The organism is Undibacterium sp. GrIS 1.8 (genome assembly GCF_040544445.1).
Taxonomy (GTDB): domain Bacteria; phylum Pseudomonadota; class Gammaproteobacteria; order Burkholderiales; family Burkholderiaceae_D; genus Undibacterium.
The window spans coordinates 44,466-70,805 of sequence record NZ_JBEONQ010000020.1 but is presented as its reverse complement, the minus strand read 5'-3'; the positions used below and the strand labels follow the sequence as shown (position 1 = coordinate 70,805).

At 47.8% G+C, this 26,340-nt stretch carries 19 protein-coding genes; 13 read left to right on the top strand and 6 right to left on the bottom strand.

Going from position 1 to position 26,340, the window contains the following annotated elements:
• Positions 1-328: 328 nt before the first annotated feature.
• From AAKU64_RS11420 to AAKU64_RS11380, 9 genes are all read left to right on the top strand, one after another.
• Entirely contained in the window at positions 329-1,939 is a 1,611-nt protein-coding gene (locus AAKU64_RS11420; RefSeq protein ID WP_354362153.1) for a sensor histidine kinase, read from the top strand.
• A 236-nt stretch (positions 1,940-2,175) separates the two neighbouring features.
• Positions 2,176-2,970 carry a thymidylate synthase gene (locus AAKU64_RS11415; protein WP_354331825.1) on the top strand — a complete coding sequence of 265 codons (795 nt, stop codon included), beginning with the start codon at positions 2,176-2,178 and terminating at the stop codon, positions 2,968-2,970.
• A 17-nt stretch (positions 2,971-2,987) separates the two neighbouring features.
• Positions 2,988-3,497, top strand: a complete 510-nt coding sequence (locus AAKU64_RS11410) for a dihydrofolate reductase (RefSeq protein WP_354331824.1) — start codon at positions 2,988-2,990, stop codon at positions 3,495-3,497.
• 15 nt (positions 3,498-3,512) lie between these two features.
• Positions 3,513-4,082 (top strand): DUF4337 domain-containing protein, encoded by a 570-nt coding sequence (locus AAKU64_RS11405; RefSeq protein WP_354331822.1) that lies wholly within the window; start codon positions 3,513-3,515, stop codon positions 4,080-4,082.
• A 74-nt stretch (positions 4,083-4,156) separates the two neighbouring features.
• Positions 4,157-4,951 (top strand): MipA/OmpV family protein, encoded by a 795-nt coding sequence (locus AAKU64_RS11400; protein ID WP_354331820.1) that lies wholly within the window; start codon positions 4,157-4,159, stop codon positions 4,949-4,951.
• Positions 4,952-5,219: 268 nt separating this feature from the next.
• Complete coding sequence (locus AAKU64_RS11395; protein WP_354331818.1) at positions 5,220-7,490, top strand: Orn/Lys/Arg family decarboxylase; 2,271 nt, start codon at positions 5,220-5,222, stop codon at positions 7,488-7,490.
• A gap of 246 nt (positions 7,491-7,736) precedes the next feature.
• The gene (locus tag AAKU64_RS11390) at positions 7,737-8,657 is read left to right on the top strand and encodes a flagellar brake protein (RefSeq protein WP_354331816.1); all 921 of its coding nucleotides are present in this window, start codon (positions 7,737-7,739) and stop codon (positions 8,655-8,657) included.
• 557 nt (positions 8,658-9,214) lie between these two features.
• Entirely contained in the window at positions 9,215-10,927 is a 1,713-nt protein-coding gene (locus AAKU64_RS11385) for a DUF1800 domain-containing protein (protein WP_354331814.1), read from the top strand.
• A gap of 12 nt (positions 10,928-10,939) precedes the next feature.
• Positions 10,940-12,385, top strand: coding sequence for a DUF1501 domain-containing protein (locus AAKU64_RS11380; RefSeq protein ID WP_354331812.1), 1,446 nt, complete (start codon positions 10,940-10,942; stop codon positions 12,383-12,385).
• A gap of 219 nt (positions 12,386-12,604) precedes the next feature.
• On the opposite strand, the gene AAKU64_RS11375 is transcribed toward AAKU64_RS11380, so the two are convergent.
• From AAKU64_RS11375 to AAKU64_RS11355, 5 genes are all read right to left on the bottom strand, one after another.
• Positions 12,605-13,537 (bottom strand): glutaminase, encoded by a 933-nt coding sequence (locus AAKU64_RS11375; protein ID WP_354331810.1) that lies wholly within the window; start codon positions 13,535-13,537, stop codon positions 12,605-12,607.
• A 237-nt stretch (positions 13,538-13,774) separates the two neighbouring features.
• Complete coding sequence (gene dcd / locus AAKU64_RS11370; protein WP_322119386.1) at positions 13,775-14,341, bottom strand: dCTP deaminase; 567 nt, start codon at positions 14,339-14,341, stop codon at positions 13,775-13,777.
• A gap of 130 nt (positions 14,342-14,471) precedes the next feature.
• Positions 14,472-15,491, bottom strand: coding sequence for an XdhC family protein (locus tag AAKU64_RS11365; RefSeq protein ID WP_354331808.1), 1,020 nt, complete (start codon positions 15,489-15,491; stop codon positions 14,472-14,474).
• A 164-nt stretch (positions 15,492-15,655) separates the two neighbouring features.
• Positions 15,656-17,794, bottom strand: coding sequence for a xanthine dehydrogenase family protein molybdopterin-binding subunit (locus AAKU64_RS11360; RefSeq protein ID WP_354362152.1), 2,139 nt, complete (start codon positions 17,792-17,794; stop codon positions 15,656-15,658).
• A gap of 10 nt (positions 17,795-17,804) precedes the next feature.
• Complete coding sequence (locus AAKU64_RS11355; protein WP_354331804.1) at positions 17,805-18,272, bottom strand: (2Fe-2S)-binding protein; 468 nt, start codon at positions 18,270-18,272, stop codon at positions 17,805-17,807.
• A 539-nt stretch (positions 18,273-18,811) separates the two neighbouring features.
• Between AAKU64_RS11355 and AAKU64_RS11350 the strand changes: the two genes are divergently transcribed.
• Positions 18,812-20,905 carry a sigma-54-dependent Fis family transcriptional regulator gene (locus AAKU64_RS11350; protein ID WP_354331802.1) on the top strand — a complete coding sequence of 698 codons (2,094 nt, stop codon included), beginning with the start codon at positions 18,812-18,814 and terminating at the stop codon, positions 20,903-20,905.
• Between the two features lie 39 nt (positions 20,906-20,944).
• Here AAKU64_RS11350 and AAKU64_RS11345 read toward each other — a convergent pair whose 3' ends face one another.
• Positions 20,945-21,808, bottom strand: a complete 864-nt coding sequence (locus tag AAKU64_RS11345) for a DUF1653 domain-containing protein (RefSeq protein ID WP_354331800.1) — start codon at positions 21,806-21,808, stop codon at positions 20,945-20,947.
• Positions 21,809-22,112: 304 nt separating this feature from the next.
• On the opposite strand from AAKU64_RS11345, the gene AAKU64_RS11340 reads away from it, so the two are divergent.
• The 3 genes from AAKU64_RS11340 to AAKU64_RS11330 all read left to right on the top strand — a co-directional run bounded on the left by AAKU64_RS11340 (position 22,113) and on the right by AAKU64_RS11330 (position 26,300).
• Positions 22,113-23,390 (top strand): MFS transporter, encoded by a 1,278-nt coding sequence (locus AAKU64_RS11340; RefSeq protein WP_354331798.1) that lies wholly within the window; start codon positions 22,113-22,115, stop codon positions 23,388-23,390.
• Between the two features lie 236 nt (positions 23,391-23,626).
• Positions 23,627-25,882 (top strand): OPT family oligopeptide transporter, encoded by a 2,256-nt coding sequence (locus AAKU64_RS11335; RefSeq protein ID WP_354362151.1) that lies wholly within the window; start codon positions 23,627-23,629, stop codon positions 25,880-25,882.
• 136 nt (positions 25,883-26,018) lie between these two features.
• Positions 26,019-26,300: a putative signal transducing protein gene (locus AAKU64_RS11330; protein WP_354331794.1), complete on the top strand. Its 282-nt coding sequence runs from the start codon at positions 26,019-26,021 to the stop codon at positions 26,298-26,300.
• The last annotated feature ends 40 nt before the right edge of the window (positions 26,301-26,340 follow it).

Here is a 26,340-nt window from a genome sequence, read left to right as displayed (position 1 = left end):
CGGCAAATAGAGTTAGCTTAAATTCACTGCGCTTGATTTCTCTCGGTCAATTGTATTTTTTGCGGCTATTAGCAAAGTGAGTTTCTTGCTTAAGCGTAAAAAGTATTTTAGTATCAATAAAATGATCAATTAGATTCTCTTGCGTCATTTAAATCTGCTACCCATTCCATGCAAGTGCGTTCTTTTGCTTGATGGCGTAAATGTTGACGGTAGCAGAAGCTAGAACACAGATCACATGCGCTAAGGCTCTGATTGTCGTCAATGTTGAGGCGATCATGAGCGTTCCAGTAGCACTCGCTAACAAGAAGTGATGCACAAGGATCTTGCAATGCAGTTTCAAGACTTTCTTTCTGCGGTTCGCGGTCGGCTCACCTTAAGGCTGGCGATCATTCTTGCCGTGGTATTTGGCCTGCTTGCCCCGTTTGTTATCCTTATCCCTTATTACCAAATCAGCATAGAATCAGCCGCCCGCGAGCGTACGACTGCGGATCATCAGCGTCTGGCCGATATTCTGGCAGTTATTTTGAGCGAACCGCTTTGGCAGATCACCCCAGAAATCGCCAAAGTATCCAGCGAGGTGGTGTATTCCGACCCGCGCGTGGCAGAAATCCGCGTCGTCACCCTACCCGACCACAAAGAATTCATTAGAAACGACACTCGTAGAAAATTACAAGAGGGTCCGTTTAAAGTAGAAAAACGCAAAATTAAACATGGTGAGCAAGTCATCGGCGAAGTAGAACTGACCTTGGCCGAAGATATTTTGCGAGAAACTCTAGCATCCGAATTTAAACGCTACGCCAGCTCAGCCTTTGTCTCATTAATCGTCGCAGTTGTATTTATTTTGCTGGTCTTGCAATGGCGGCTAGTTCAGCCGATTAAGCTCTTGATGACAGAATCAGACCGGCTAGCCAATGGGCAGCTCAACGAGCCTATCTCGTTTAAACGAGAAGATGAACTTGGTCACCTGGCGCTCAGTCTGGAAGCAACCCGGCAAGCGCTGCAAAGATCTTTCTCAGAACTTGAAGTTAAGAATCAGCAATTGCTTGAATACTCAGGCACGTTGGAATCCAAGGTCAGACAGCGTACACAAGAATTAGAAACCCTCAATCTCACGCTAGAGACTGCGCTCAATAATGTTAATAATGCGCAAAATGAACTCGCCCGCGTTGAGCGTATGGCGGCACTCGGCTCGATGGTGGCAGGCGTCGCTCATGAACTGAATACGCCACTAGGCAATTGCCTTTTGGTTGCCAGCACCTTAGAAGAAGAGACCAAACAATTAACGCGGATGATGGATGCGGGTGCAATGCGCAAATCCGACTTAACTCGCTATGCGAATACCGCTAATGAATCGACTAAATTATTGCTACGTGGCTTGCAACACGCAGCCCGTTTAGTCGGTGATTTTAAACAAGTCGCCGTAGATCAATCGAGTGCGCAGCGACGTCAATTCGGCTTGCTGATTACTTTGCAAGAATTAGCTGCATTACTCAATTCCAGTTTGCGCAAAACGCCGTTCACGCTAGAACTGGATATTCCAGCAGATATTCAGCTAGACAGCTATCCCGGCCCTCTGGGTCAAGTCTTCACTAATCTGGTCAACAACGCAGTCAATCATGGCCTGGATGGCTTACCTGAGGGGCGTATGTATTGCACGGCGCACCGTCAGGGCGACCACGTATTGATCGTGTTTGAAGATAACGGCAAAGGTATCGCACCGGAGGTCATTAAGCGCGTGTTCGAGCCATTCTTTACCACTAAATTTGGTCAGGGTGGCAGCGGTCTTGGGCTGTCCATCACTTTTAATATCGTCAGTAACGTGCTCGGTGGTGAAATCCGTGTTTCTAGCGAGCCAGCTAAAGGTGCCAGATTTGAAATCAGCATCCCGCTGGTTGCACCAGGACAAGCTAACTCAGCCAATCCTCTGTTAAACAACTGATCTATCGGTAATGCGCAATAAGTTTGTGCATTATCAGCTGTGCTCATGTGGTGTTTGACAACCATGAGCTTTCGCTACATATATACTCCCTATCTGTATACTTAATCTGTCCAATCACTCCCTAGTCATTTAGACGTTTTATAGAAATAATATGGGGAGTATCTAGATATTCATGTATTGATTCATATGTTAGTCGGTAAACCGTTACAATCTCACAAAAATTTCTAAAGCTCATCATGCGCCAATACCTCGACTTCATGCGCCATGTGCAACAACATGGCACTACCAAAACTGACCGCACCGGCACCGGCACCGTGTCAGTTTTTGGCTACCAAATGCGATTTGACCTGCAACAAGGCTTTCCACTGGTAACAACCAAAAAACTGCATCTGAAATCTATCATCCATGAACTGATCTGGTTTTTGGCCGGCTCGACTAATACCAAGTACCTGAAGGACAACGGTGTCTCGATCTGGGATGAATGGGCGGACGAGAATGGTAATCTGGGCCCGGTCTATGGATCACAATGGCGTAACTGGCCAGCGCCGGACGGTACTCATATCGATCAGATCAGCCAGCTCATCGCACAAATCAAAAGCAACCCGGACTCGCGCCGTTTGATTGTATCTGCCTGGAATGTAGCGGACATTCCACAGATGAAGTTGCCGCCCTGCCATGCCTTATTCCAGTTTTATGTAGCGAATGGAAAGCTCTCTTGCCAGTTATACCAGCGCAGTGCCGATATATTTTTAGGTGTGCCGTTTAATATCGCCTCATACGCTTTGCTGACCCATATGGTGGCGCAACAAACAGGTTTAGATGTCGGGGAATTTATCTGGACCGGCGGCGATTGCCATTTGTATTCAAACCACATGGATCAGGTCGCAGAGCAGTTGTCACGAGACACCTTTGCGCTACCAAAACTGATCATCAAGCATCATCCAGAATCGATTTTTGATTATAAATTTGAGGATTTTGAGATCGCAGATTACCAGTTTCACCCGCATATTAAAGCGCCTGTCGCAGTCTAATCAGAGATTTCATCAGCATGTCATCCTTCACAATTATTGTTGCGACTGATCTCCAGCGCGGCATTGGCGTCAACAACACGCTGCCCTGGCATTTGCCAGAGGATTTGGCACATTTTAAAAATACCACCAGCGGTCACGCGATTGTGATGGGGCGAAAAACCTTTGATTCGATCGGCAGAGCCTTGCCAAACCGACGCAATATTGTGATCTCTCGCAACCCAGCTTGGTCACATGAGGGCGTTGAATGTGTTTCCTCATTAGAGGCAGCACTGGCTTTGCTAAAAGATAAGACCCAAGATAACGCCAAAAATGAACAGGCGTTTATCATCGGCGGCGCAGAAATTTATCAACAAGCCTTACCGTTTGCAGACAAACTGATCATTACAGAAATACAACAAACTTTTAATTGTGACGCTTTTTTTCCACTGATCGAAGCGCAGGAATGGACAAAGATCAGCAGCGAACAACATCATTCTGAGAAAAGCCAGCTGGATTATGCTTTTGTCACCTATCAACGAAATAATTAAATCAGAAAAATACTCATGTCAGATTCAGAATTTCACGTCCACGGACCACACGACCACGAGTTAGAACATGCAGCACATAGCAACGATAGTTTTGCGGGCAAAATTGCCGTCATGACAGCCATCATGGCGACCGTTGGCGCATTATTTGGCTTTGAAGGCGGCGCTACGCAAAATGACGCAGCGATGTTTAAGAACGAAGCCGCGATCAAAAAAACCGAAGCCTCCAATCAATGGAACTTTTACCAGTCAAAATCGAGTAAACAGAACTTATCTGAACTAGCGATGGTCTTACCCGGCATTGATGTAGAGAAATATAAAGCCAAGGTCGCACGCTATGAAGTTGAAAAAGAAGAAATCAAGAAAAATGCAGAGAAATTAGAAGCAGAATCCTCAGAATGGGATAAGAAATCGGAAGAAGCTCTGCATCAGCATCATCGTTGGGCGCAAGCCATGACCGCTGTGCAAATTGCGATTTCTTTAGCGGCCATCACTCTGTTGACCAAGAAAAAGTGGTTACAATATGGTTCATATGGCGTTGCTGGAGTGGGCGTAATATTGGCAGGACTGGCCTGGTTGCATATCTGAGTAGTGAAGTAAAGCGTGGCGATAAAGAGTTACGATGAATAGTTACTGTCGCTGAGATACTTACAGGATACACAATGAAAAAAATACTACCCACTGCCCTACTTCTTCTGGCGACAGCATTGTCAGCACAGGCACAAACCTCCGAGTTTGCACAGTTAGTTCCCAGCACTTATTTACCTAAAGATGTGAATTTTTCACTCGGTGCTGCTGCCATTTCTGCCCCCCGCTACACCGGATCCGATGAGCGTCGTGTATTTGCGGCACCACTATTTGATGCACAGTGGAGAAATGGCATATTTCTAAGCTCGATTTCTGGGCTTGGCTACAACTTTTCTAAAGATCCCAGCCTGCAATATGGTTTGAGAATGACCGTAGAAGCCGCTCGTGATGAATCCAAATCCAGCAAGCTCCGCGGCTTGGGCGATGTCGATTCAGCGATTGAGCCCGGTGCTTTCGTCAATTATGTGGTCAACCAAAACTATTCTTTAAGCTCATCCCTGCGCTACGGCTCGGGCGTAGATCACAACGGACTGCAGCTTAGCTTGGGTGGGCGTGCAACAACCTCCCTCAACACGCACCACCGTTTATCCGCGAGTTTTGGTGCCAATTGGGCAAATACATCCTATATGCAATCTTATTTTGGTGTAACACCGACGCAATCTGCCAACAGCGGTTACACACCGTATGCGCCATCTGCTGGTTTTACCGATGTTAAAGTAGGTGCCAGCTGGAACTGGAATATTGATTCCAACTGGTCATTGACGACCGGTGCATCCGTTAAATATTTGACGGGCGATGCCAGCAAAAGTCCATTTGTATTTGAAAAAACACCAATTACGATATTTTCTGCTGCCAGCTACCGCTTCTAAAAGAGTTTGACTGCCTGCTTAGCAGAATACTGATTAAGTGCAGAGCATACGGTCAAGCGTTGGCAATATCCCCTCAATATGACGACAGGATGAAATTTTTTCCTAATCGTCCTTATTGGGGATTTTTTTTCACATTTCCACCCTCATATCTGAGAAAATTCGGTCTTTGAATTTTTCGGCGCGCAAGCGGTTGATCCAACCCGGACATCAATCTGTTTCCGGACTCACTTGCCCAGGCGTCTCCCCGTAACAGCTCTCTGGAGACCTCATGAAATTCCGCTTCCCCATCGTCATCATTGACGAAGATTTCCGTTCCGAAAATACCTCTGGCCTTGGCATACGCGCTCTTGCAGACGCGATGGAAAAAGAAGGCATGGAAGTGCTGGGCGTAACCAGCTATGGCGATTTGTCGCAATTTGCGCAGCAACAATCGCGCGCCTCGGCTTTTATTCTGTCCATTGACGATGAAGAATTTGGCGATGGTACCGATGAAGAAACAGATCATGCACTTAAATCCCTGCGTGCCTTTGTCGAAGAAATCCGCTACAAAAATGCCGATATCCCGATTTATTTGTATGGCGAAACCCGTACTTCACGCCATATCCCTAACGATATTCTGCGTGAGCTACATGGCTTTATTCACATGTTTGAAGATACGCCAGAGTTCGTCGCGCGTCATATTATCCGTGAAGCCAAATCTTACTTAGATGGTTTGTCACCGCCGTTTTTCCGTGCGCTGGTGCATTACGCGAATGATGGTTCGTATTCATGGCATTGCCCTGGTCACTCCGGTGGCGTCGCATTTTTAAAATCACCTATCGGCCAGATGTTTCATCAATTTTTTGGTGAAAACATGTTGCGTGCCGACGTTTGTAATGCAGTCGAAGAGCTGGGGCAATTGCTGGATCATACCGGTCCAGTTGCCGCATCTGAGCGCAATGCAGCGCGTATTTTTAATGCAGATCACTGCTATTTTGTGACCAACGGCACCAGCACCAGTAATAAGATGGTGTGGCACTCCACAGTGGCGCCCGGCGACATCGTCGTGGTAGATCGTAACTGCCATAAGTCGATTTTGCACTCCATCATCATGTGCGGCGCGATTCCGGTTTTCCTAATGCCAACCCGTAATCACCTTGGCATTATCGGGCCGATTCCGCTAGAAGAATTCAGCATGGAAAGCATCCGTAAAAAGATTGAGGCTAATCCCTTTGCACGCAATGCGAAGAACAAAAAACCACGTATCCTGACGATCACACAATCCACCTATGATGGCGTGTTGTACAACGTAGAGACACTCAAAGATTTGCTGGATGGCGAAATCGACACGCTGCATTTTGATGAAGCCTGGTTGCCACATGCGACTTTCCACCCGTTTTATCAAGACATGCATGCGATTGGCAAAGACCGTCCGCGCGCTAAAAAATCGATGATTTTTTCTACGCAATCGACCCACAAACTGCTGGCCGGCATTTCGCAGGCATCGCAAATCTTGGTGCGTGAGTCAGAAACAGTCAAACTCGATAAAGACAGTTTTAACGAAGCCTATCTGATGCACACATCAACCTCACCGCAATACTCGATCATCGCCTCGTGCGACGTCGCAGCAGCGATGATGGAGGCCCCAGGCGGTACCGCCTTGGTTGAGGAATCTATTTTAGAAGCACTGGATTTCCGCCGCGCCATGCGCAAGGTAGATCAAGAATGGGGCAAAGATTGGTGGTTCCAGGTCTGGGGTCCAGATACCTTGTCAGAAAATGGCATGGCATCGCGCGATGACTGGATGATTAATGCCGAAGATGACTGGCATGGCTTCGGCAAACTTGCGCCAGGCTTCAACATGCTTGATCCGATCAAGGCGACGATTGTTACGCCAGGTCTGTCGTTAGAGGGTAACTTTAGCGCAACAGGTATCCCCGCATCGATCGTCACCAAGTATCTTGCAGAGCACGGCGTTATTGTCGAAAAAGCGGGTTTGTATTCCTTCTTTATTATGTTCACCATTGGTATCACCAAAGGTCGTTGGAATACTTTGCTGACAGCTTTGCAGCAGTTTAAAGATGATTACGACAAGAACCAGCCGATGTGGCGCATCTTGCCAGAATTCGCCGCAGCCAATCCGCGTTATGAACAAATTGGTCTGAAGGATTTATCGCAAAGCATTCATGAAGTATATAAAGCCAGTGACGTCGCACGCCTGACAACCGAGATGTATTTGTCCGACATGCAACCAGCGATGAAACCGTCTGATGCCTTTGCCAAAATGGCACATCGTGAGATAGAACGGGTTGCCATCAATGATCTGGAAGGTCGTGTCACAGCAATTCTATTGACGCCTTACCCACCAGGTATTCCCTTGTTGATTCCGGGTGAGCGCTTCAATAAAACCATTGTTGATTACCTCAAATTTGTTCGTGACTTTAACGAGAAATTTCCTGGCTTTGAAACCGACTGCCATGGTTTAGTTAAAGCAGAAGTGGATGGCAAGCGCGGTTATTTTGTAGATTGCGTCAGATTAGGTGCTGAGCTTGGCGAATAAACTGAGATCAAAACAAAACTCAGCTGAAATTCAGCTAAGAATCAACTGAGACGAAGTTGGGACGAAGTTGATATTCAACGACTACTGCGATCACGCATTGAGAAAAAAGCACTTGTAAGCCACAAGTGCTTTTTTCAGTTCAGGCGATGCAACGCAGCTGGGGCAGTTTTGCGTAAGTCCTATCTTTATATTGTGTTTTTCAGGATACAATAAAGCTCAACTCTCTATGAGCGGCAAAGGTATTGCATGAATGAATTGTCCACATTAGTACCGATTAAAAAAACAGAACTCAAAATTGGTGAAGCATCACCTTGGCCAATCTACGATGCTTGGGGCAATTTGTTGCTCGACTCTGGTTGTATCGTCAATAGCGAAAGACAACTAACTGATTTGATTGAAAATGGGTATTGCTCGGATGCGCTTTGGTCCGAGGTCGGAAAAAAATCTTCGCCGCCGATTTCCACCTTAAGCAAACCACCCGCAGCGGTCGCAAAACCGCCGGTATCTGAGCTAAATAAAGATGAGTTAATGGAGTTGGATAGCGTGCGCTGGCACGTTGGAGAAATTTTCTATCTGCAAGTGCATGACAATGCTGCTCTCAGGTATACCGTGCGCCTGATCGGTTTTGTTAAAAACAAATCCATCATGGTGAGTCCACCTATGATGGATGGCAAAGGTGCCTTGATCAGAGATGGCCAGACCTTTATCGTGCGAGCGTTCCCCGGCAAAAAAGCGTATGCCTTCACTGCCTCAGCGATCAAGTCGGTATTCACGCCGTATGCCTACCTGCATTTGTCTTACCCCAAACAAGTACGCTGTACGACAATACGACAAAACTCCCGCGCCAATGTGAAAATTGTCGCCGCCGTCTCGATTGGAGAACCAGAGCAAACTGCGGCAGCAACCCTAGGCGATTTGAGTATGGGTGGCAGTTCTGGCGTGATGAAAAAATTGATCGGTAAAAAGAACGATCTTGGCACTCTCAAGTTCAAAGTTAATGCGGCAGGCAACGATGAGTTTTTGGTACTGAAAGTAATATTGCGATCCATATCTCCCACAGAAACTGGCGACGAATATCGCTATGGTTTTGAATTTATTGATGTGCCAACCCAGTCCAAATTAATTTTGTCTGCGTTTGTACACCAAACATTGGCAGAAATTGAATGACAATCTGGCACTAATAAAAATTTAGTCCGCCTAAATCATCTCGGCTTCTGTTGTATTTTGTTCCCACATTTATGTCGCCCCCCTAGGGTTTTTATTCGTCATCTTCAGGCGGTATTTCCATGTGGAAATTTATGCTAATGTGTAAGAAAGCGTAAATACCATTTTTAACCACTTGTTTGCGACCGGGGTTGGGGTAATCAGCCTTACATAATTTAATCGTAAAATGCGGAAGATTGCTGTTACAGAAAATATGATTTAAATAACACAAGTGCCTAGAAGTGCCACCTAGCACAGACACTCTGAAAAATATACTCATAGTAAGTATATTTTAATTGTCCATATAATCATTGGACAATACGGCATTTTTTTAATAATTAACTGGGAGTATATTAAAATTACTCCGTAAAATTTTTCTATAAGATTCCTTTGTATCGCAGTCGCATTACCTATAAATGAAGAGGGCTTACATGTCTCTGAATTTCAACGAAATTCAACGAGATTTTGCACAAGCCCACATCTCTTACCCCTATTAAGTACCTATTCAACGGAGATGCATCATGCCGTATCGTTTGATTAAATTAACTGCCACCAGCGCCCTGCTCGCTCTACTCGCATCATGCGGCGGCGGTGGCGGTTCCGGCACCAATAGCGGCGGCGGAACCTCGGTCGCACCACCAGTTGTTGTAGTGCCACCGACCCAGGCGCAGGCATCCCGCATATTAGGACAAGCAACCTTTGGCGCAACGACAGCGGACATCAATAGCGTGGTCGCTAGTGGCTACAGCAGTTGGATTGACACCCAGTTCACGCTTCCGCAAACTCTGCATCGTACTTATATGGACAGCATTAGCGCGACACTGCCCGCAGGTACCACGATCAATCAAAACCAATTTTTCGAATCATTCTGGCAGCAAGCCGTGACTGGTCAAGATCAACTACGTCAGCGCATGGCCTTTGCGTTATCACAAATTTTTGTAGTGTCGTTCCAAGACAGTACTGTTGCCAATTTCCCGCGTGGTGTCGCTTCTTACTACGACACCTTGGGTAGCGACGCTTTTGGTAATTTCCGCAAACTATTAGAAGACGTCACTTTACATCCGATGATGGGGATTTACCTGACATCAATCCGTAATCAAAAAGAATCTGGTACCCGCACCCCAGACGAAAATTATGCCCGCGAAGTAATGCAATTGCTGACCATTGGTTTATATGATCTGAACCCGGACGGCACATTGAAGCTCACTGATGGAAAACCGACAGAAACTTACACCAGTGCTGATATTACTGGCATGGCAAAAGTATTTACCGGTTGGAGCTGGGCAGGTCCGGACAAATCAGATAGTCGCTTCTTTGGCGGTACGCCAGATGCGAATCGTGATTGGCAGCCGATGCAGAGCTATCCAAAATTTCATTCCACTTCTGAAAAAGCATTTTTAAAAACGACGGTGCCAGCCCAATCTACTGCGAATCCAGAAGCAAGTTTAAAAGTCGCCCTGGATACTTTATTCAATCACCCGAATACTGCTCCGTTTTTTAGCAAACAATTGATACAACGCCTGATTACCAGCAACCCTAGTCCGCAATATGTTGGTAGGGTCGCTGCGGTATTTGCCGATAATGGCCAAGGTGTACGCGGTGATATGAAGGCCGTCATTAAAGCTGTTTTGTTAGATACTGAAGCCCGTACCGACGTCAGCAGCACCACAACCACCGCTGGAAAATTACGTGAACCGGTAGTCAGGCTGGCAAACTGGATGCGCTCGTTTAATGTGGCATCGACCTCCAAACGCTTCTTACTTGGCAGCCTGGACGATCCGCTCAGCGCATTGGGGCAAACGCCGATGCGCTCATCATCGGTCTTCAATTTTTATCGTCCAGGTTACGTGCCACCCAACACCAGTCTGGCTACCTCCGCGCCCCAGCTAGTTGCGCCAGAATTCCAAATCACCGGAGAAACCTCGGTGGTCGGATATTTAAATTTTATGCGCGATGTCATCCCCAACGGGACCGGTTCTTCACGTGATGTCAAAGCCGATTACACTAATTTGATTGCACTGGCAGATACACCGGACAAACTATTGGATCAGGTAAGTCTGTTGCTGACATCCAATCAGATGAGTGCTACTTTGCGCAGCCAGATACTGGCTGCGGTCAACTCGGTCGCGATCTCGACCACCAGCACCACTGCGGCCGATACCGCCAGAAAAAATCGTGTCTATCTCAGTATTTTTCTGACGATGGCGTCCCCTGAATATATCGTACAAAAATAAGCGGAGCCCAACATGAGCCATAAAATGAATGCTTCTCGTCGTGAATTTTTGCGCATGTCGTCGATGTTATCGGTCGTCGGCGCAACCACTGCCCCTTTCGCGATCAACCTCGCCACCATGGCATCTGCCGCAGCACAATCTGCACCCACAGATTACAAAGCCTTGATTTGCCTCTTTATGAATGGCGGTAACGATCACGGCAACACGGTGCTGGCAACGGACAGCACCTCGTGGACCCAATATCTTTCAGTAAGAACGACCACGGACACTGGCTCCATCGCATTGCCGGCAGTCGGTGCGCCGGGCGGCGTATTACCAATCACGCCCGCGACGACACAAGCCGGACGCAGCTTTGCGCTGCACCCTAATTTAGTAGAATTAAAAGGGCTGTTTGACAACGGCCGGGCTGCCATTATCAGCAACGTTGCACCGCTGATCGTACCAACGACCTTAGCGCAATATAAAGCTGCCAGCGTGCCATTGCCACCCAAACTGTTCTCACACAATGATCAGCAGTCCTTATGGCAAGCCTACGCGCCAGAAGGTGCGGCGTATGGCTGGGGCGGGCGCATGGGTGACTTGATGGCGGCGAATAATAGCAACCCGATTTTCACCTCCATCTCTGCCTCTGGCAATGCTGTTTTTTTAGCGGGTAAAACGGTCAATCAATATCAGATCAGCTCCTCAGGTGCAGTACCGATCGGTGGTCTGAGTGGTGCCCTGTTTGGATCAACGGCAGGTGCCAATCCGCTGAAAGCAATTATCACTGCCGATAATCCGCACTTGTTTCAAAAGGAACATGCGGCAGTCACCAATCGCTCCATCAATGCGCAAAGTATACTTAGCCCGGCAATGGCGGTCGCGGGGCCAACCGGCGTGCCCAACCCTACCCAATATACCAACCCCAATACCGGCGTGTTGGCGACTAATTCATTAGCAGTGCAATTACAAACCGTGGCACGCATCATCGCCGGTCGCAATGCCTTGGGTGCGAAACGGCAAGTATTTTTTGTCAGTATGGGTGGTTTCGATACGCATGATTTTCAGCGTGCTAATCAAGCCGATCTGATGGCAAGGCTTTCGCATGCTATTGCTTATTTCGATGGCATCATGGGTAATCTGCAAGGCACTGACTTGCGCAGCGCAGCCACACTTTTTACCGCATCCGATTTTGGTCGTACCTTTACCAGCAATGGCGACGGCACCGATCACGGTTGGGGCTCGCACCACTTTATCGTTGGTGGCGCAGTCAAAGGCAATAATATTTACGGCACCTTCCCCGTCACCGGACTAAAACATACGCAAGACGTAGGCTCAGGTAGTTTGTTGCCACAGTTCTCGGTTGATCAGTACGGTGCAACGCTAGCTAGCTGGTTTGGCCTCAGTGCTACCCAAATTAGCGACGTGTTCCCAAACATTAAAAACTTTAGCAACCAGAACTTAGGCTTTATGAGCTAAGGACGATAGGCGGACTCAATACGATCTGCGCAAAATCAATTCAGCTATTCTTCATCGATGGAAAAATCTGGTTGGTTTTGCGTATATTTTTTAGAATAATTCAATATACTCCCCTGCATTTTTAATAAAAATACCCTATAGACCAATGATTATATGGACAATTAAATATACTCATATGAAGTATGATTTACTCATGCAATCAAAGGTCAGGGAGTTTTTTTAAAAGATAGATCGTGCGGTCAAGGTAGTAAAGCGCTCCAAAGCATACGTGCCAGCTAAAGAATTACCGGTCGGGTCTAATCCTGGCGACCACACTGCCACCGACAACTCACCCGGCACAATCGCCAAAATCCCACCACCGACACCACTCTTTGCCGGCAAACCCACGCGGTAGGCAAAATCACCTGCGGCATCATAAGTGCCGCAAGTCAGCATTAAGGCGTTTAAACGTTTGGCAGAACTGGCGTCCAAGATTTGCTGGCCGCTCCAGGGTATCGTGCCATGTTGTGCCAGAAAACTACCCGCCTTCGCCAACTCCTCACAAGTCATGGTGATAGAGCACTGACGGCAGTAACTATCAATCACCGTTTTGACCGGATTATACAAATTGCCAAAATCCTTCATCAAATGTGCGATGGCATAATTTCTATGCGCTGTTTCGCGCTCAGACTGCGCAACGACCACATCAAAATCAACCGTCACTTGATCTGCAATCAAACGCGCAAACTGCAATACCGCAATGTCTGACTGTACAAATCGAGTCGATAAAATATCGTTAATTACCAGAGCACCCGCATTGATGAACGGATTACGTGGCTTACCTCGCTCATACTCCAGCTGCACCAAAGAATTGAACGGATTACCGGAAGGTTCGCGCCCGACCCGCGCCCAGATCGCATCCCCTTCACGCGAAAACGCCAGCGCCAAAGCAAATAATTTAGTTACACTCTGCAATGAGAATTTTTCTTGCGCAGCACCGATAGAAAACCTGCGCCCATCCAGACCATAAATCGCCATACCAAATTGATACGGAGATACTTGAGAAAGTTGCGGAATATAACTGGCAACCTTACCTTGCGAAAGCAAAGGCTGCACCTCAGCATAAATCGTTTCAAGAATAGACTGGTAGTCAAGTGAGTCAGGTATCAACATAATGCGCTCAAACGTAATCGGGCTAACAGCTTAGCACGCAGCATCCTGATATATTAGGCGACAGCCAACACAGCTGGGGCAGCAACATAGAGATCGGCCTTGGGACTGAGTTAAGAGCTAAGTGAAGGACTGAAAGAGAAGACGTATTAGGTGTATTAGGTACGACATTAGCGCGCCGATTCTGGCGCACTAATGTGTTTGATGAAGTGTATTTTGAATACGAGTACAGTAAAAGAATTAAGCCCTTGGCAAAGTAACGCCCTGCTGACCTTGGTATTTTCCGCCACGATCTTTGTACGATGTTTCGCAAATTTCATCGCTCTCAAAAAACAAGACCTGAGCACAACCCTCACCCGCATAAATCTTGGCTGGCAATGGCGTCGTGTTAGAGAATTCCAAAGTCACATAACCTTCCCACTCTGGCTCAAACGGCGTCACATTCACGATGATGCCGCAACGTGCATAGGTTGACTTACCAAGGCAGATCGTCAATACGCTACGCGGAATGCGGAAGTACTCCATGGTTCTGGCAAGTGCAAATGAATTGGGCGGAATGATGCAGACATCGCCTTTAAAGTCGACAAACGACTTCTCATCAAAATTCTTAGGATCGACGATTGTGCTGTTGATATTAGTAAAAATCTTAAACTCGTCAGCGCAACGAATATCGTAACCATAAGAAGAAGTACCGTAACTAACAATCTTCTCCTCACCACGCAAACGCACCTGCCCCGGCTCAAACGGCTCAATCATGGCATGCTCTTGCGCCATACGGCGTATCCATTTATCGGCTTTAATACTCATGTGTTTTCTACCCAGGTTGGTTTGATTTTGGATAGGATTTTACGCGAAATTGACACAAAAAAAACTACATATGCAGATTGCACACCGCTTTCAACACAATGAAGACATCAAAATAGAGATTTACAAGTTTTCATAAGCCACAACTTGGCTCTGTTTCCATTTGCGCCGCAGCATGCTTGGCATACTCAACCTGCACTTCTACCGGCAAATGAATATTGTTCTTCACCGCGGTCATTTCAGCCAAGATGGAAATCGCAATTTCTGCCGGGGTTTTACTACCGATGTATAGGCCAATCGGGCCATGCAGTTTGGCGAGTTGTGCATCGCTAACGTCGAATTCTTTGAGTCTTTCTCGCCGTTTGCTGTTGTTGGCGCGGGAGCCGATGGCACCGACATAGAAAGCATCGGATTTTAAAGCTTCCATCAGCGCTAAATCGTCCAGCTTGGGATCATGAGTTAAGGCGACTACTGCGCTGCGGCTATCTAATTGCATCTCCTGCACCAGATCATCTGGCATGGCGTGCACGACTTGTACGCCTTCTACTTGCCATCCTGCGCGGTATTCTTCTCTGGGGTCGCAAACGGTGACGTGGTAATCCATGCCGACCGCAATGCTGGCGAGGAAGCGGGACAGTTGCCCGGCACCGATAATCAGCAAACGCCAGCGTGGGCCATGTATCGTCGTAAGTGCTGTTTCTGAAATCTGTAAGCTCATCGCCGACTTCGCCAGATCGAGTCTGACCTCACCAGTATGCAAATCTAATCTGCGAGCCACCAACTCATGTTGCGCTAATCTTTGTAGTAATTCTGAAATCCGGCTGTGCGCGGATAAAGGTTCTAATGCCAGTTGTATCGTGCCGCCACAGGGCAAGCCAAAACGATGCGCCTCATCGGCGGTGATGCCGTAAGTGACGATCTCTGGCAAGGTACGTTGTATGCCTTCTTGCCTGACACGTTCAATCAAATCGTCTTCGATACAACCGCCAGAAACGGAGCCGACTACTTGTCCGTCATCACAAATCGCCAGCATGGCACCTTCTGGTCTGGGACTAGAACCCCAGGTTTTGATGACGGTAACCAACTCGCATTTGCGTCCGGCCTGTAGCCATAAGGCGCAGACTTTTAGCACTTCCAGATCAATACTGTCCATGGCAATCCAAAATGAGGGTGCAGTACTTATGCGGCTTCCAGGCCATTTTTGCCTTGGAAGCCGCATAACGTATGCAGGATGAAATCGCTGAAATAGTGGATGAGATACGACTAAGTGAATTATTCTACGCTGAATCCACTTAGTCGCCCTTTAGCGCACAATTGCTATGCGGCAGCGATTTTCTCTGGTGTCAAAGGCAAACTACGCAAGCGTTTGCCAGTAGCAGCGAATAAGGCATTCGCTACGGCAGGCCCGATCAATGCAGTTGCCGGTTCACCGATACCGCCTGGTTTTTCGGTGCTTTGTACTAAGGTCACATTGATCTTAGGCATTTCATACATGCGTAAGACAGGATAGTTATGGAAGTTGGTTTGCTGCACGCGTCCATTTTCTAAGGTGATGTCACCATACAAGGCGGCAGTCAGTCCGAAGGCAATGCTGGACTGGATTTGTGCCTCGACCGTATCGGGGTTGACCATGTGCCCGAGATCAGCGACTACCGTAACTTTGTGCACTTTGATTTCATGCGCTTTATTGACAGATATCTCGGCAATTTGCGCCATGTAAGTATCGTAACCCTCCATCAACGCAATACCTAGCTTATGGCCTGCGGGCAAGGGCTTGCCCCAGCCTGCTTTAGTTGCTGCCTGTTTTAAGATGTTGGCAAAACGGGGTTGCTTGTCCAGCAGCGACATACGGAAAGCATAGGGATCTTTACCTGCAGCTTTCGCCATTTCATCGACAAAACTCTCGTTCGGAAATGCATTCAGTGCATGGCTGACTGAGCGCCAGTAACCGACACGCAAACCCGCATCATGGATGTACAAGTCTTGCGTCATGTTTGGAATGTCATACGGCACGACTGAGGCTTCTGCCATAAACGGATCGAGCGTATCTTTTGGCAAGCCAAATGCACGTTGGGTCACAGACTGTGAGGTCAGTTCAAACGTCAGTGCAACCGGTTTACCTTTCGCATCCAGCCCTGCTGCCATCCGGTTGAGCGCCATAGGACGATAGAAATCGTGCGTCGTATCATCCTCACGCGTCCATAACAGTTTGACAGGCTTGCCAACTGCTTTAGAAATCTGCGCCGCCTGCACGATAAAATCTAACTCCAGGCGACGACCAAAACCACCGCCGAGGAAGGTCGTTTTAAGCGTGATGTCTTCTGGCTTGATCGCCAATGCGGCAGCGACGGCACCTTGCGCGCCTTGCTGGAACTGAGTAGGTCCGATCAACAAACATTTACCGTCTTTGAAGTCGGCCGTAAAGTTCATCGGCTCCAAGGTTGCATGCGCTAATAAAGGCGAGCTGTATTCTGCCTTCAGTGTTTTGGCTGCGCCTTTCATGGCGACATCAACATCACCACCGGTTTTTTTGATGCTGATTTTTTTACCAGTCGCGGCAGCAGCACGGATGCCAGCCATCATGTTGGCATTGTTCAATTTTGCAACACTACCTTCATCCCACTGAACAACTAAAGTCTCACGTGCTTTTTTCGCACGCCAGTAGCTGTTCGCTACCACGGCGACGCCATCGGGTATCTGCACCACATCAATCACGCCGGGCATGCTACGTGCTTTGGTCGCATCATAGCTCTTGACCGTACCACCAATCACCGGGCATTGCTCTAAGGATGCGTACACCATATCAGGCAAGACAACATCAATCCCGTACTGGATTTTGCCGTTCACTTTATTCGGTGTATCTAAGCGTTTAGTCGCTTTGCCGATGATCTTGAAATCTTTAGGATCACGCAACACGACATCTTTAGGAACCGGTAATTTGGATGCCGCCTCAGCCAGTTCGCCATAGCTGGCTTGCTTACCGTCAGGACCTTTGACCATACCATTGCTGGTGCTTAACTTGGCGGCATCAACACCCCATTTATTCGCTGCGGCAGATACCAGCATCATGCGGACCTGGGCCCCGCCTATACGCAATTTTTCCCATGCGTCGCGTACTGAGGTAGAGCCACCGGTGATTTGTGCACCGAGCAAACTATTGGTGTAAGCAGCGTTGGGAGGAGCGATTTCTACCTTGATATTTTTTAGCTCAACATCCAGCTCTTCTGCAATCAACATCGGCATGGAGGTGTACACGCCCTGCCCCATTTCAGAACGGGCGGAGATCAGGGTAATCGTATTGTCGTCAGCGATGTGCACCCATGCATTTGGAGTATATAAAGTACCCGCGGCCTGCGCGTCACTCACACCCACGACGCTTGGTAAGCTGATGCCAAGCATCAAGCCACCACCAGCTAAAGCGGAAGTTTTAAGGAAACTGCGTCTAGTAGTTGTCATGGCGCGCCCCTCAAGCTGTTTTACGCATTTCGGCAGCGGCAGACTTAATCGCAGCACGAATACGGTTATAGGTTCCACAGCGGCAGATGTTACCGCTCATGGCGTTGTCGATATCGGTATCGCTGGGGTTTTTATTCGAGGCCAGCAAAGCGGCGGCGCTCATCAGTTGACCCGATTGGCAGTAACCACATTGCGGTACGTCATGCGCGATCCAGGCTTTTTGTAATACGTGGGAATTGTCCGCAGAGAGTGATTCGATGGTCGCAATTTTTTTACCTTCGACCGACGATACCGGCGTCTGGCAAGAACGGACGGGCACGCCATCCAGATGCACAGTGCAAGCGCCGCAAAGCGCCATGCCACAGCCAAATTTCGTCCCGGTCAAACCAAGTTCATCACGGATTACCCATAGCAACGGGGTATCCACTTCCGAACTGGACGACACTGCTTTGCCATTTATATTGAAACCGATAGCCATCTTTATCTCCTGATTTTATTGTGACAATTTGGAACACCTTGGTACACACTAAGTGCTGCTGGATGATGTTAGGCAAAAGTTATGCCATTCAAGTAATGTTTTGGCGGTGCTTATAAAATGTGGCTGTATCCGTACAAGTTGATGGCAGCACTATTTTAGTAACAAATTATTTAGTCTTTACACATAAAAAATCAGATACTCCCCCCAATTTTTATAAAAAACGCCCTATAGACCAAATAATATATGGACAACTAAATATACTTACCCACAGTATAAATAAATATGAAATATTTTAAAAGTTTGCCAAAGTGTGCTGACCGACAGACCAGCAAGCGGATGCGAAAATAAATCAGTAGTGTTACATTAGGAAGCTTGTAAAAACCCCTTAATCGAGATGCAGCGCTAGGCGTAAACGTAGCAATACGTCGGTATTGCGAGGCTTTACAACAACGCGATGCGCTCGATTAAGGGGTTTTTAGAAGTTTCCATTACAACGATTAAAAAAGCATACAGACCCATCCTCTATACGGAGTCCAGAAATGCGCCAGATCATGGAGCGAGGCAACGACGGTGCGCAAGCGACACCGCTATCACCCAGCCAATCCAACAGATTTATCTCTGCCGGAACCCATCCCGAATTATTAGCCGCGTCGCATTTGCGTTCTGCCGCTTATGGTTTAGAGCGTAAAGCCGCACCTGACTTCAGCAGTTTGAGCAATAAAGAACTGGCGCTGCTGATGGAACAAAATCATGCTTTGCACACCTATGCGCTACCAGTGATGGAAACGCTATATGAGCAGATTATTGATACCCACAGCATGGTGTTGCTGACAGATGCCAACGGCCACATCTTGCATGCGTTTGGCGACAAAGATTTTTTGCAAAAAGCAGATCAGGTAGCGATACGCCCAGGAGTGATGTGGGCAGAGCATAGCAAAGGTACCAACGCAATCGGCACCGCATTGGCTGAGGCCGCGCCTACTTTAATCCACGGCAGCGATCATTATCTGCAAGCCAATCATTTTCTGACATGTTCTGCCGCGCCGATTTTTGACTACCAAGACAAAGTGTTAGGAGTACTTGACGTCACTGGCGACTACCGCAGCTTTCACAAACATACGATGGCATTAGTCCGTATGTCGGCTCAGATGATAGAGAACCAGTTGTTCTCCGCCACATTTGAAGACGCTATCACCCTGCACTTCCATGCACGACCTGAGTTTATCGGCACCTTGATGGAGGGTATCGCCTGCTTTACACCAGACGGACGTTTTTTATCGGCAAATCGTAGTGCCTTATTCCAGCTTGGATTGCCATTAGCGTCCTTGACTTCAAATGGAAGCGCGCATAGTTTTAGCTCGCTGTTTGGGGTCGCCTTGTCATCGCTGCTGGATCATTATCGCAACGCGACTGCACAATTTTTATCGCTCTCATTACCGGGCGGAGTGCGGGTATCAGCACGCGCGGAACTTAAGCTGAAAAATAGCTTCTCACAATACGCGCAAGGACAAGAACAAGAACGACAAGACTACCAAAAGGCTTCAGAAAACCATCATCCAGCAGCGAATTACAGTTCACAAAATAGCCCCTCAAATAGCTCAAAACTACAAGCCCTAAACACGGGCGATCCGCTGATCGCTAATTTAATCAATAAAATAAGCAAAGTCGCCGAGCACGATATCAGCTTGCTGATCACGGGCGAAACAGGTACGGGCAAAGAGCTGTTGGCTCAGGCAATACATCAAGATTCATCCCGACGACAAGCTGCATTCATCGCAGTTAATTGCGCCTCGATTCCAGAGACCTTAATTGAATCAGAATTATTTGGTTATGAAGATGGCGCATTCACCGGCGCACGAAAAAAAGGTAGCATCGGCAAAATCCAGCAAGCGCATGGCGGCACTTTATTTTTAGATGAAATCGGTGATATGCCCTTAAGTATGCAAGCTCGATTACTCCGGGTATTGCAAGAGCGCAGCGTGATGCCGCTAGGTGGAAATAAATCTATTCATGTCGATGTAAAACTGATCTGTGCAACCCACCGTAATCTGCGCGAGCTGATTGCCAAAGGTGAATTCCGCGAGGACCTGTACTACCGGCTGAATGGGCTGGTCTTAAAACTGCCCGCTTTGCGCGAACGTTCTGATATGGCGGTGCTAGCTCAAAAAATGCTGACCGAAGAAAATCGGTCGCGCCATAAAAACGGCAGACCCTACCAAATTTCTAGCGATGTCATGCAGTTATTTAAGCACCACCGCTGGCCCGGCAATTTACGCCAACTCAACAACCTTTTACGCACGGCGATGTTGATGGCTGGCGACAATCATCAAATTTGTCGTGAACATTTACCGGAGGATTTTTTAGAGGAAATCACGACGCTGACCGAGTATCAACCGACGCTAGATCAGCCCGTCACCCATGTAAGCCATGTCACAGCTGACATCAAGCAAGCAGTCTTTAACGATTTATCCTCGGGTCAGGCCATCCAATCAGTGCAGACCATCAGTGAGGGTAAGTTACAGGATTTAGAAATTCAGGCCATACAAACTGCGTTGCAAAATCATGGCGGTAATGTCTCTGCTGCTGCCCGTGCTTTGGGCGTGTCGCGCAATACGATTTACCGAAAGCGCTAAAGCAGAGGATAGTCTGATTTGTGCTTCGCTAGGATCTGACTAATCTTCAATCAAAGCGAAGCGCGGCGTCTTAATACCATCCACTTCTATGGTTTCAAAAAACACGTCTTTAGCACGAGTCCAGACGCTACCATTATGTGAGCGGTACACAATCACTGGTGTCAAATCCGACTCTTGCGTTGCCTCATACAATAATTCGTACACGCCACCTTTGTAATGGCGGTAGCGCTGTACTGGTTTGTCTTGTATTTTATCCAGCACAAGCATGCTGGATTTTGGCGCTGGTACTGCGGTCTGTTTTTTTAAAAAGGCACCGACTTTAGCCGCACTGAGTTTATTGATTTCTTGTAGCAAGCGGGGATCAACGCTGCGCATGTCGTACTGTTTACCCAAATGGGCAGCAATGCGCAACAGCAAAGCCGAGGCGACTTCGGCATCAGCTTCTGCTCTATGCGCCGCGCCAGCAAAGCGGATACCCAAAGATGATGCCAGACGACCGAGTGAATAACTATCCAATCCAGGGAAAACCCGGCGCGCTAATTTGACCGAACACACGACCCCATCGTAACTAGGCCATAGACCTAAACGATCACTTTCTGCCTGCAAAAATTTCTCATCAAAACTAGCGTTATGGGCGGCTAAAGTATCGTTACCAATAAACTCGACCAGCTCAGGAATCACCTCTGATGCCGGTGGTGCTTTGTTGACCATCGCCTGGGTAATGCCAGTCAGTTCAGTAATAAAAGAGGAGATGCGGACATTACAATTGATCAGCGATACATAACGATCCACCACCTGATCGCCAACGATCCGCAGCGCCGCAACTTCGGTCACGCGACCGCCTTGTTCCGGGCTCATGCCTGAGGTTTCAAAGTCAATCATGACGATAGGTTTTTCAAACATGTTTGTGTTCTCTAATCTTTGTAATCTGTGTAATATAAGTGAACCGAGCGTGAACTGAGTGTTAACTTAAGCGTGAACATCTTAGTGAACGAATACACGCACTAAGGCAGCTATTGTAAACGCTAGCAGAGGCGAAATATCAGTCAGCACATATCCGCTCTACAGCTTGGAATTAACTAATAACAATCTGAAATTGTCTAAAATATTTTTAAGCGTCATCCCTCTTTTTTGTCCGGCTTTTTTTAACCGAGAATTTCTATTGGAACAGCGACAATAGAAATTCTCGGTTTAATACTATAAAAATATGAAAAAGCGTCTGCTACAAAGATTCACCTTAGCTCCTACTGACTTACTACGCGATCTGGTGTATCGCCGCTTGTGGACGTCGATACTGATCAGCTCGCTTGGTGCACAAGTGACGATGCTGGCGCTGCCTTTGACGGCTGCGATTTTATTGCATGCCACGCCGACTCAAATGGGTATTTTGACTTTTATGGAAACCTTGCCATTTGTGTTTTTATCGCTGCCATCAGGGGTGTGGCTAGACAGAGTGCGCAAATTACCCGTGTACGTCGTCGGTGAAATCTTGGTAGCGATTGCGGTCGCCAGTGTCCCGCTGGTCTGGTGGTTAGGTTCCATCAATATGATGTGGTTGTATGTGGTCGGCTTTATTATTGGCGCAGTTAATACAACATCAGGTACTGCCGCGCAAATCGTTTTAACCCAGATCGTCCCCAGAGAACGGCTGGTAGAAGCGTTTGCAAAAAATGCACTGGCAAACTCTGGTGCAGAGATCGCGGGGCCAGCCGCTGCCGGTAGCTTGATTAATCTAATGGGGGCACCACTGGCACTGATGACCGATGCATTATTACTACTCAGTTCCGCCACCATTTTACGTGGGATTAAAGTCAATGAAGTCAGACCTGATATTGAGGGCGCGCATTTTTGGAATGACCTTAAAGCAGGTATTCAGTTTGTCTGGAATAAACCTTTATTAGTCTCCCTCGCAGCGACCGTCGGAGGCTGGCAGCTTTGCTACAACGCGGCGCTGGTCGTACAAATTTTATTTGCTACCCGCACTTTGGGCTTATCAGAACAAGCAGTTGGTCTCAGTTATATGGGCATGGGGATCGGTACTGTTATCGCCAGTATCTATGGTCATCGCATTAGCCGTAGCATAGGCCCCGGCCCTTGCATGGTGCTCGGTATCAGTATCTGTGGGTTTGGCTGGTCTTTGCTGGCAATAGCACCAATTGATTACTGGGGCGTAATTGCTTTCACGATCATGCTGGTGTGCTTCTCTATTGGTGGCGTGCTGATTTTTATTAATTTTTTGGCGTTGCGGCAAGCAGTTACTCCAGAACCGCTGCTCGGCAGAATGACGTCCACGATGCGCTGGCTGATTTTGCTACCTGCCGGCCCCGGTGCATTAATCGGCGGCTGGATGGGCGAGCACCTTGGCTTACGCTACTCACTCGGTTTTGCGGGCGTCGCCGCCCTGCTACTGGCCTTGGTGGCATGGCGCAATCCAGTCATCCGTGGCATCACAGTGTTGCCAAATTTAAACAAGCATGAAATTTGAGCGAAATTACCGGGATGTCGCCATATAATGCCCGATTAGCACTTCTGCCCCAATCGGGCTGGAATAGGTAAGTTCTAAAAATTCTCTGACAGAGACAGCGCAAGCCACAAAACTCGCTGCACATCTATCGGATTTTTGAATTTCCCAATAACCGAGCTAGGACACACAATGTCTTCCAGTTCATGTTGCGTAATTTTTTTGCGTAGTTTTTATTAGATTGACACCAAGGTAAAACAATGCCAAACGACACCTCTGTTCAACCCGCCTTTAAGCCCTACATTCCCGCATCAGCCCAACTTCCAGAAATGACCATCCGCGCCCTAATCATGGGTGTGGTACTGGGCATTATCTTTGGTGCGTCATCTTTGTATCTGGTGTTAAAAGTTGGCCTTACGGTCAGCGCTTCGATTCCAGTGTCGGTGATCGCGATTACCTTGTTCCGCGTATTCCAAAAAATGGGTGGCAAAGATTCCACTATTCTGGAAAACAATATCACCCAAACTGCTGGCTCTGCGGGTGAATCCATCGCCTTTGGTCTTGGCGTGACGATGCCAGCGATTTTGATTCTGGGCTTTGATCTGGAAATCTGGCGTGTCATGCTGGTTGGTGTATTGGGCGGATTGCTCGGTATTTTATTGATGATACCGATGCGTCGTACCTTGATTGTCGACCAGCATTTAGAACTGAAATACCCCGAAGGTACTGCCTGCGCAGAAGTATTAAAAGCTGCAGCTAATCAAAGCTCACGTGATGCGGCTGGCGAAGGCGACAATCCTAATGCGTTTGCTGAGGCCAGTAAACGCGCGAAAATTATTTTTGCTGGCTTTGGTGTTGGTCTGCTGTATAAAATCGTCAACGTCGCTCTCCGCGGCTGGAAAGATACGCCAGAAGTCGCGTTCGGCGCACCGTTAAAAGCAGGATCAATCGGCGCAGAAATTTCGCCGGAATTACTTGGTGTCGGCTATGTCATCGGCCCACGTATCGCATCAACGATGGCGGCTGGCGGCGTTATGTCTTATTTGTTGCTGATCCCGATGATCAAGTTCTTCGGTGATGCATTGACTGTGCCGGTCAGCCCGGGCACGACCTTGATTAGCGCAATGAGTCCTGGCGCTATCCGCAGTTCTTACATCTTGTATATCGGCGCAGGCGCGGTTGCTGCAGGTGGTTTAATCAGCTTGATGCGAGCCATGCCAACAATCTGGCGCAGCCTGTCCAAAGGTATTGCGGGAATGCGCAACACCACTAATGCAGTCAGATCAACTTTGCGTACTGAGCAAGATATTCCGATGAAATGGGTCGTCATTGGCTCGCTGGCGATTATTGCCATCATCACCGCGGCAACGCCTTTGCATATGAATATCCTCGGTGCGATTTTGATTTTGGTGTTTGGCTTTTTATTCGCGACGGTGTCATCCCGACTGACGGGTGAAATCGGCTCATCCTCCAACCCGATCTCCGGCATGACTGTGGCGACTTTGCTGTTTACCTGCCTGATCTTTTTATTGATGGGCTGGACTGGCGGACAATATTATGTGACGGCATTATCGGTCGGCGCGATTGTCTGTATCGCATCGAGTAATGCTGGCTCAACTTCACAAGATTTAAAAACCGGATATCTGGTCGGTGCAACACCACGCTTGCAGCAGTTTGCGATTTTGGCTGGAGCACTCACTTCTGCTTTGGTTTTGGGTCCGATCTTACTTAAACTCAATGAGAGCGCGACCACCTATGTACCAGCAGCACAGGTCGCACCTAATCTGGTCACCGATGTCAACAAACTGACGGATACAGCGCAACTCACCGGCACACAAGCTGAGGCAGATAAAGCAACTTATAAAGTCTGGCAAAAGAGCGATACCGTTGGCGGCCCTGCTGGCAAGTATCTGGTAGACAATGCTGGCAAGGTTGTCTATATGGTTGATCCAGGCATTAACGGCACTTACAAAGAATTACCGGATGGCACCAAGGTTGCTAAATTTGATGCGCCAAAAGCGGTATTGATGTCTTACATCATCAAAGGTATTTTGGATCAAAAATTACCTTGGACTCTGGTGATCTTCGGTGTGATGATTGCCGTGATTTTAGAAATGGCTGGCATCCCTTCATTGGCGTTTGCGGTTGGCGTGTATTTGCCTTTATCCTCCTCGGCACCTTTGTTTATCGGCGGGATGATTCGCTGGTTGGTAGATCGTCGCAATAACAAACTAGATCGCTACAAAACAATGACGGATGAAGAGAAGCAAGCTGCAGGCGATAGTAGTTCTGGCGTCTTATTGTCTTCAGGCTACATTGCTGGCGGTGCATTGGCCGGTATCTTCATCGCTTTCAGCGCTGGTATTCTGACCAATTTTGATAAGTCCATCGGTGACTGGGCAACGGCGCATAATCCTTTCTACGAGGGTATCAACTCAAACGCCTTGTCGATGATTCCTTATGTGCTAATCGTATTGCTGCTGTATTTTGTCGCTAGGGAAAAGAAAACTAGCTAAGCTTTTTTAATATGCCAGACGCTTAGGCGTAGATATCTAACTAAACAGCCTAACTAAGCAGCAATATAAAAATTAAAAAGAGCTTAAGCGCCAAAAGCGTTTAAGCTCTTTTTACTTCTACAGCCCCGGAGGCGACATGAATGAGGACAATCTCAGCAGAAATCTATTTACCGTTGCGACTTACTATATCCCGACCGACGCTTGCATAGTCCAGAGTTGTCTGGTGGCTGCGGGCATCCCCGCCGTGATCGCAGACGACAATCTGGTGCAGACCGACACCCTGCTGACTGCGGCATTAGGTGGCGTACGGATTCTGGTGCCAGAATCTTATTTGCAGCAATCACAAGAAGTCATCGCCGCCTTCAACCGTGGTGACTATCGGCTTGATGATAATGTCGATGTCGGTGAGCTTGAGTAAACGACTCTTAATATACTCGTATCTAGTATATTAAGAGTGT

Excerpts from the sequence above, each read along its gene's own strand:
- AAKU64_RS11410 (WP_354331824.1), top strand. The coding sequence starts at position 2,988 with ATGTCATCCTTCACAATTATTGTTGCGACTGATCTCCAGCGCGGCATT.
- AAKU64_RS11365 (WP_354331808.1), bottom strand. The coding sequence starts at position 15,491 with ATGGACAGTATTGATCTGGAAGTGCTAAAAGTCTGCGCCTTATGGCTA.
- AAKU64_RS11390 (WP_354331816.1), top strand. The coding sequence starts at position 7,737 with ATGAATGAATTGTCCACATTAGTACCGATTAAAAAAACAGAACTCAAA.
- AAKU64_RS11395 (WP_354331818.1), top strand. The coding sequence starts at position 5,220 with ATGAAATTCCGCTTCCCCATCGTCATCATTGACGAAGATTTCCGTTCC.
- AAKU64_RS11400 (WP_354331820.1), top strand. The coding sequence starts at position 4,157 with ATGAAAAAAATACTACCCACTGCCCTACTTCTTCTGGCGACAGCATTG.
- AAKU64_RS11420 (WP_354362153.1), top strand. The coding sequence starts at position 329 with ATGCAGTTTCAAGACTTTCTTTCTGCGGTTCGCGGTCGGCTCACCTTA.
- AAKU64_RS11340 (WP_354331798.1), top strand. The coding sequence starts at position 22,113 with ATGAAAAAGCGTCTGCTACAAAGATTCACCTTAGCTCCTACTGACTTA.
- AAKU64_RS11335 (WP_354362151.1), top strand. The coding sequence starts at position 23,627 with ATGCCAAACGACACCTCTGTTCAACCCGCCTTTAAGCCCTACATTCCC.
- dcd (WP_322119386.1), bottom strand. The coding sequence starts at position 14,341 with ATGAGTATTAAAGCCGATAAATGGATACGCCGTATGGCGCAAGAGCAT.
- AAKU64_RS11350 (WP_354331802.1), top strand. The coding sequence starts at position 18,812 with ATGCGCCAGATCATGGAGCGAGGCAACGACGGTGCGCAAGCGACACCG.
- AAKU64_RS11330 (WP_354331794.1), top strand. The coding sequence starts at position 26,019 with ATGAATGAGGACAATCTCAGCAGAAATCTATTTACCGTTGCGACTTAC.
- AAKU64_RS11380 (WP_354331812.1), top strand. The coding sequence starts at position 10,940 with ATGAGCCATAAAATGAATGCTTCTCGTCGTGAATTTTTGCGCATGTCG.
- AAKU64_RS11360 (WP_354362152.1), bottom strand. The coding sequence starts at position 17,794 with ATGACAACTACTAGACGCAGTTTCCTTAAAACTTCCGCTTTAGCTGGT.
- AAKU64_RS11415 (WP_354331825.1), top strand. The coding sequence starts at position 2,176 with ATGCGCCAATACCTCGACTTCATGCGCCATGTGCAACAACATGGCACT.
- AAKU64_RS11355 (WP_354331804.1), bottom strand. The coding sequence starts at position 18,272 with ATGGCTATCGGTTTCAATATAAATGGCAAAGCAGTGTCGTCCAGTTCG.
- AAKU64_RS11375 (WP_354331810.1), bottom strand. The coding sequence starts at position 13,537 with ATGTTGATACCTGACTCACTTGACTACCAGTCTATTCTTGAAACGATT.
- AAKU64_RS11345 (WP_354331800.1), bottom strand. The coding sequence starts at position 21,808 with ATGTTTGAAAAACCTATCGTCATGATTGACTTTGAAACCTCAGGCATG.
- AAKU64_RS11405 (WP_354331822.1), top strand. The coding sequence starts at position 3,513 with ATGTCAGATTCAGAATTTCACGTCCACGGACCACACGACCACGAGTTA.
- AAKU64_RS11385 (WP_354331814.1), top strand. The coding sequence starts at position 9,215 with ATGCCGTATCGTTTGATTAAATTAACTGCCACCAGCGCCCTGCTCGCT.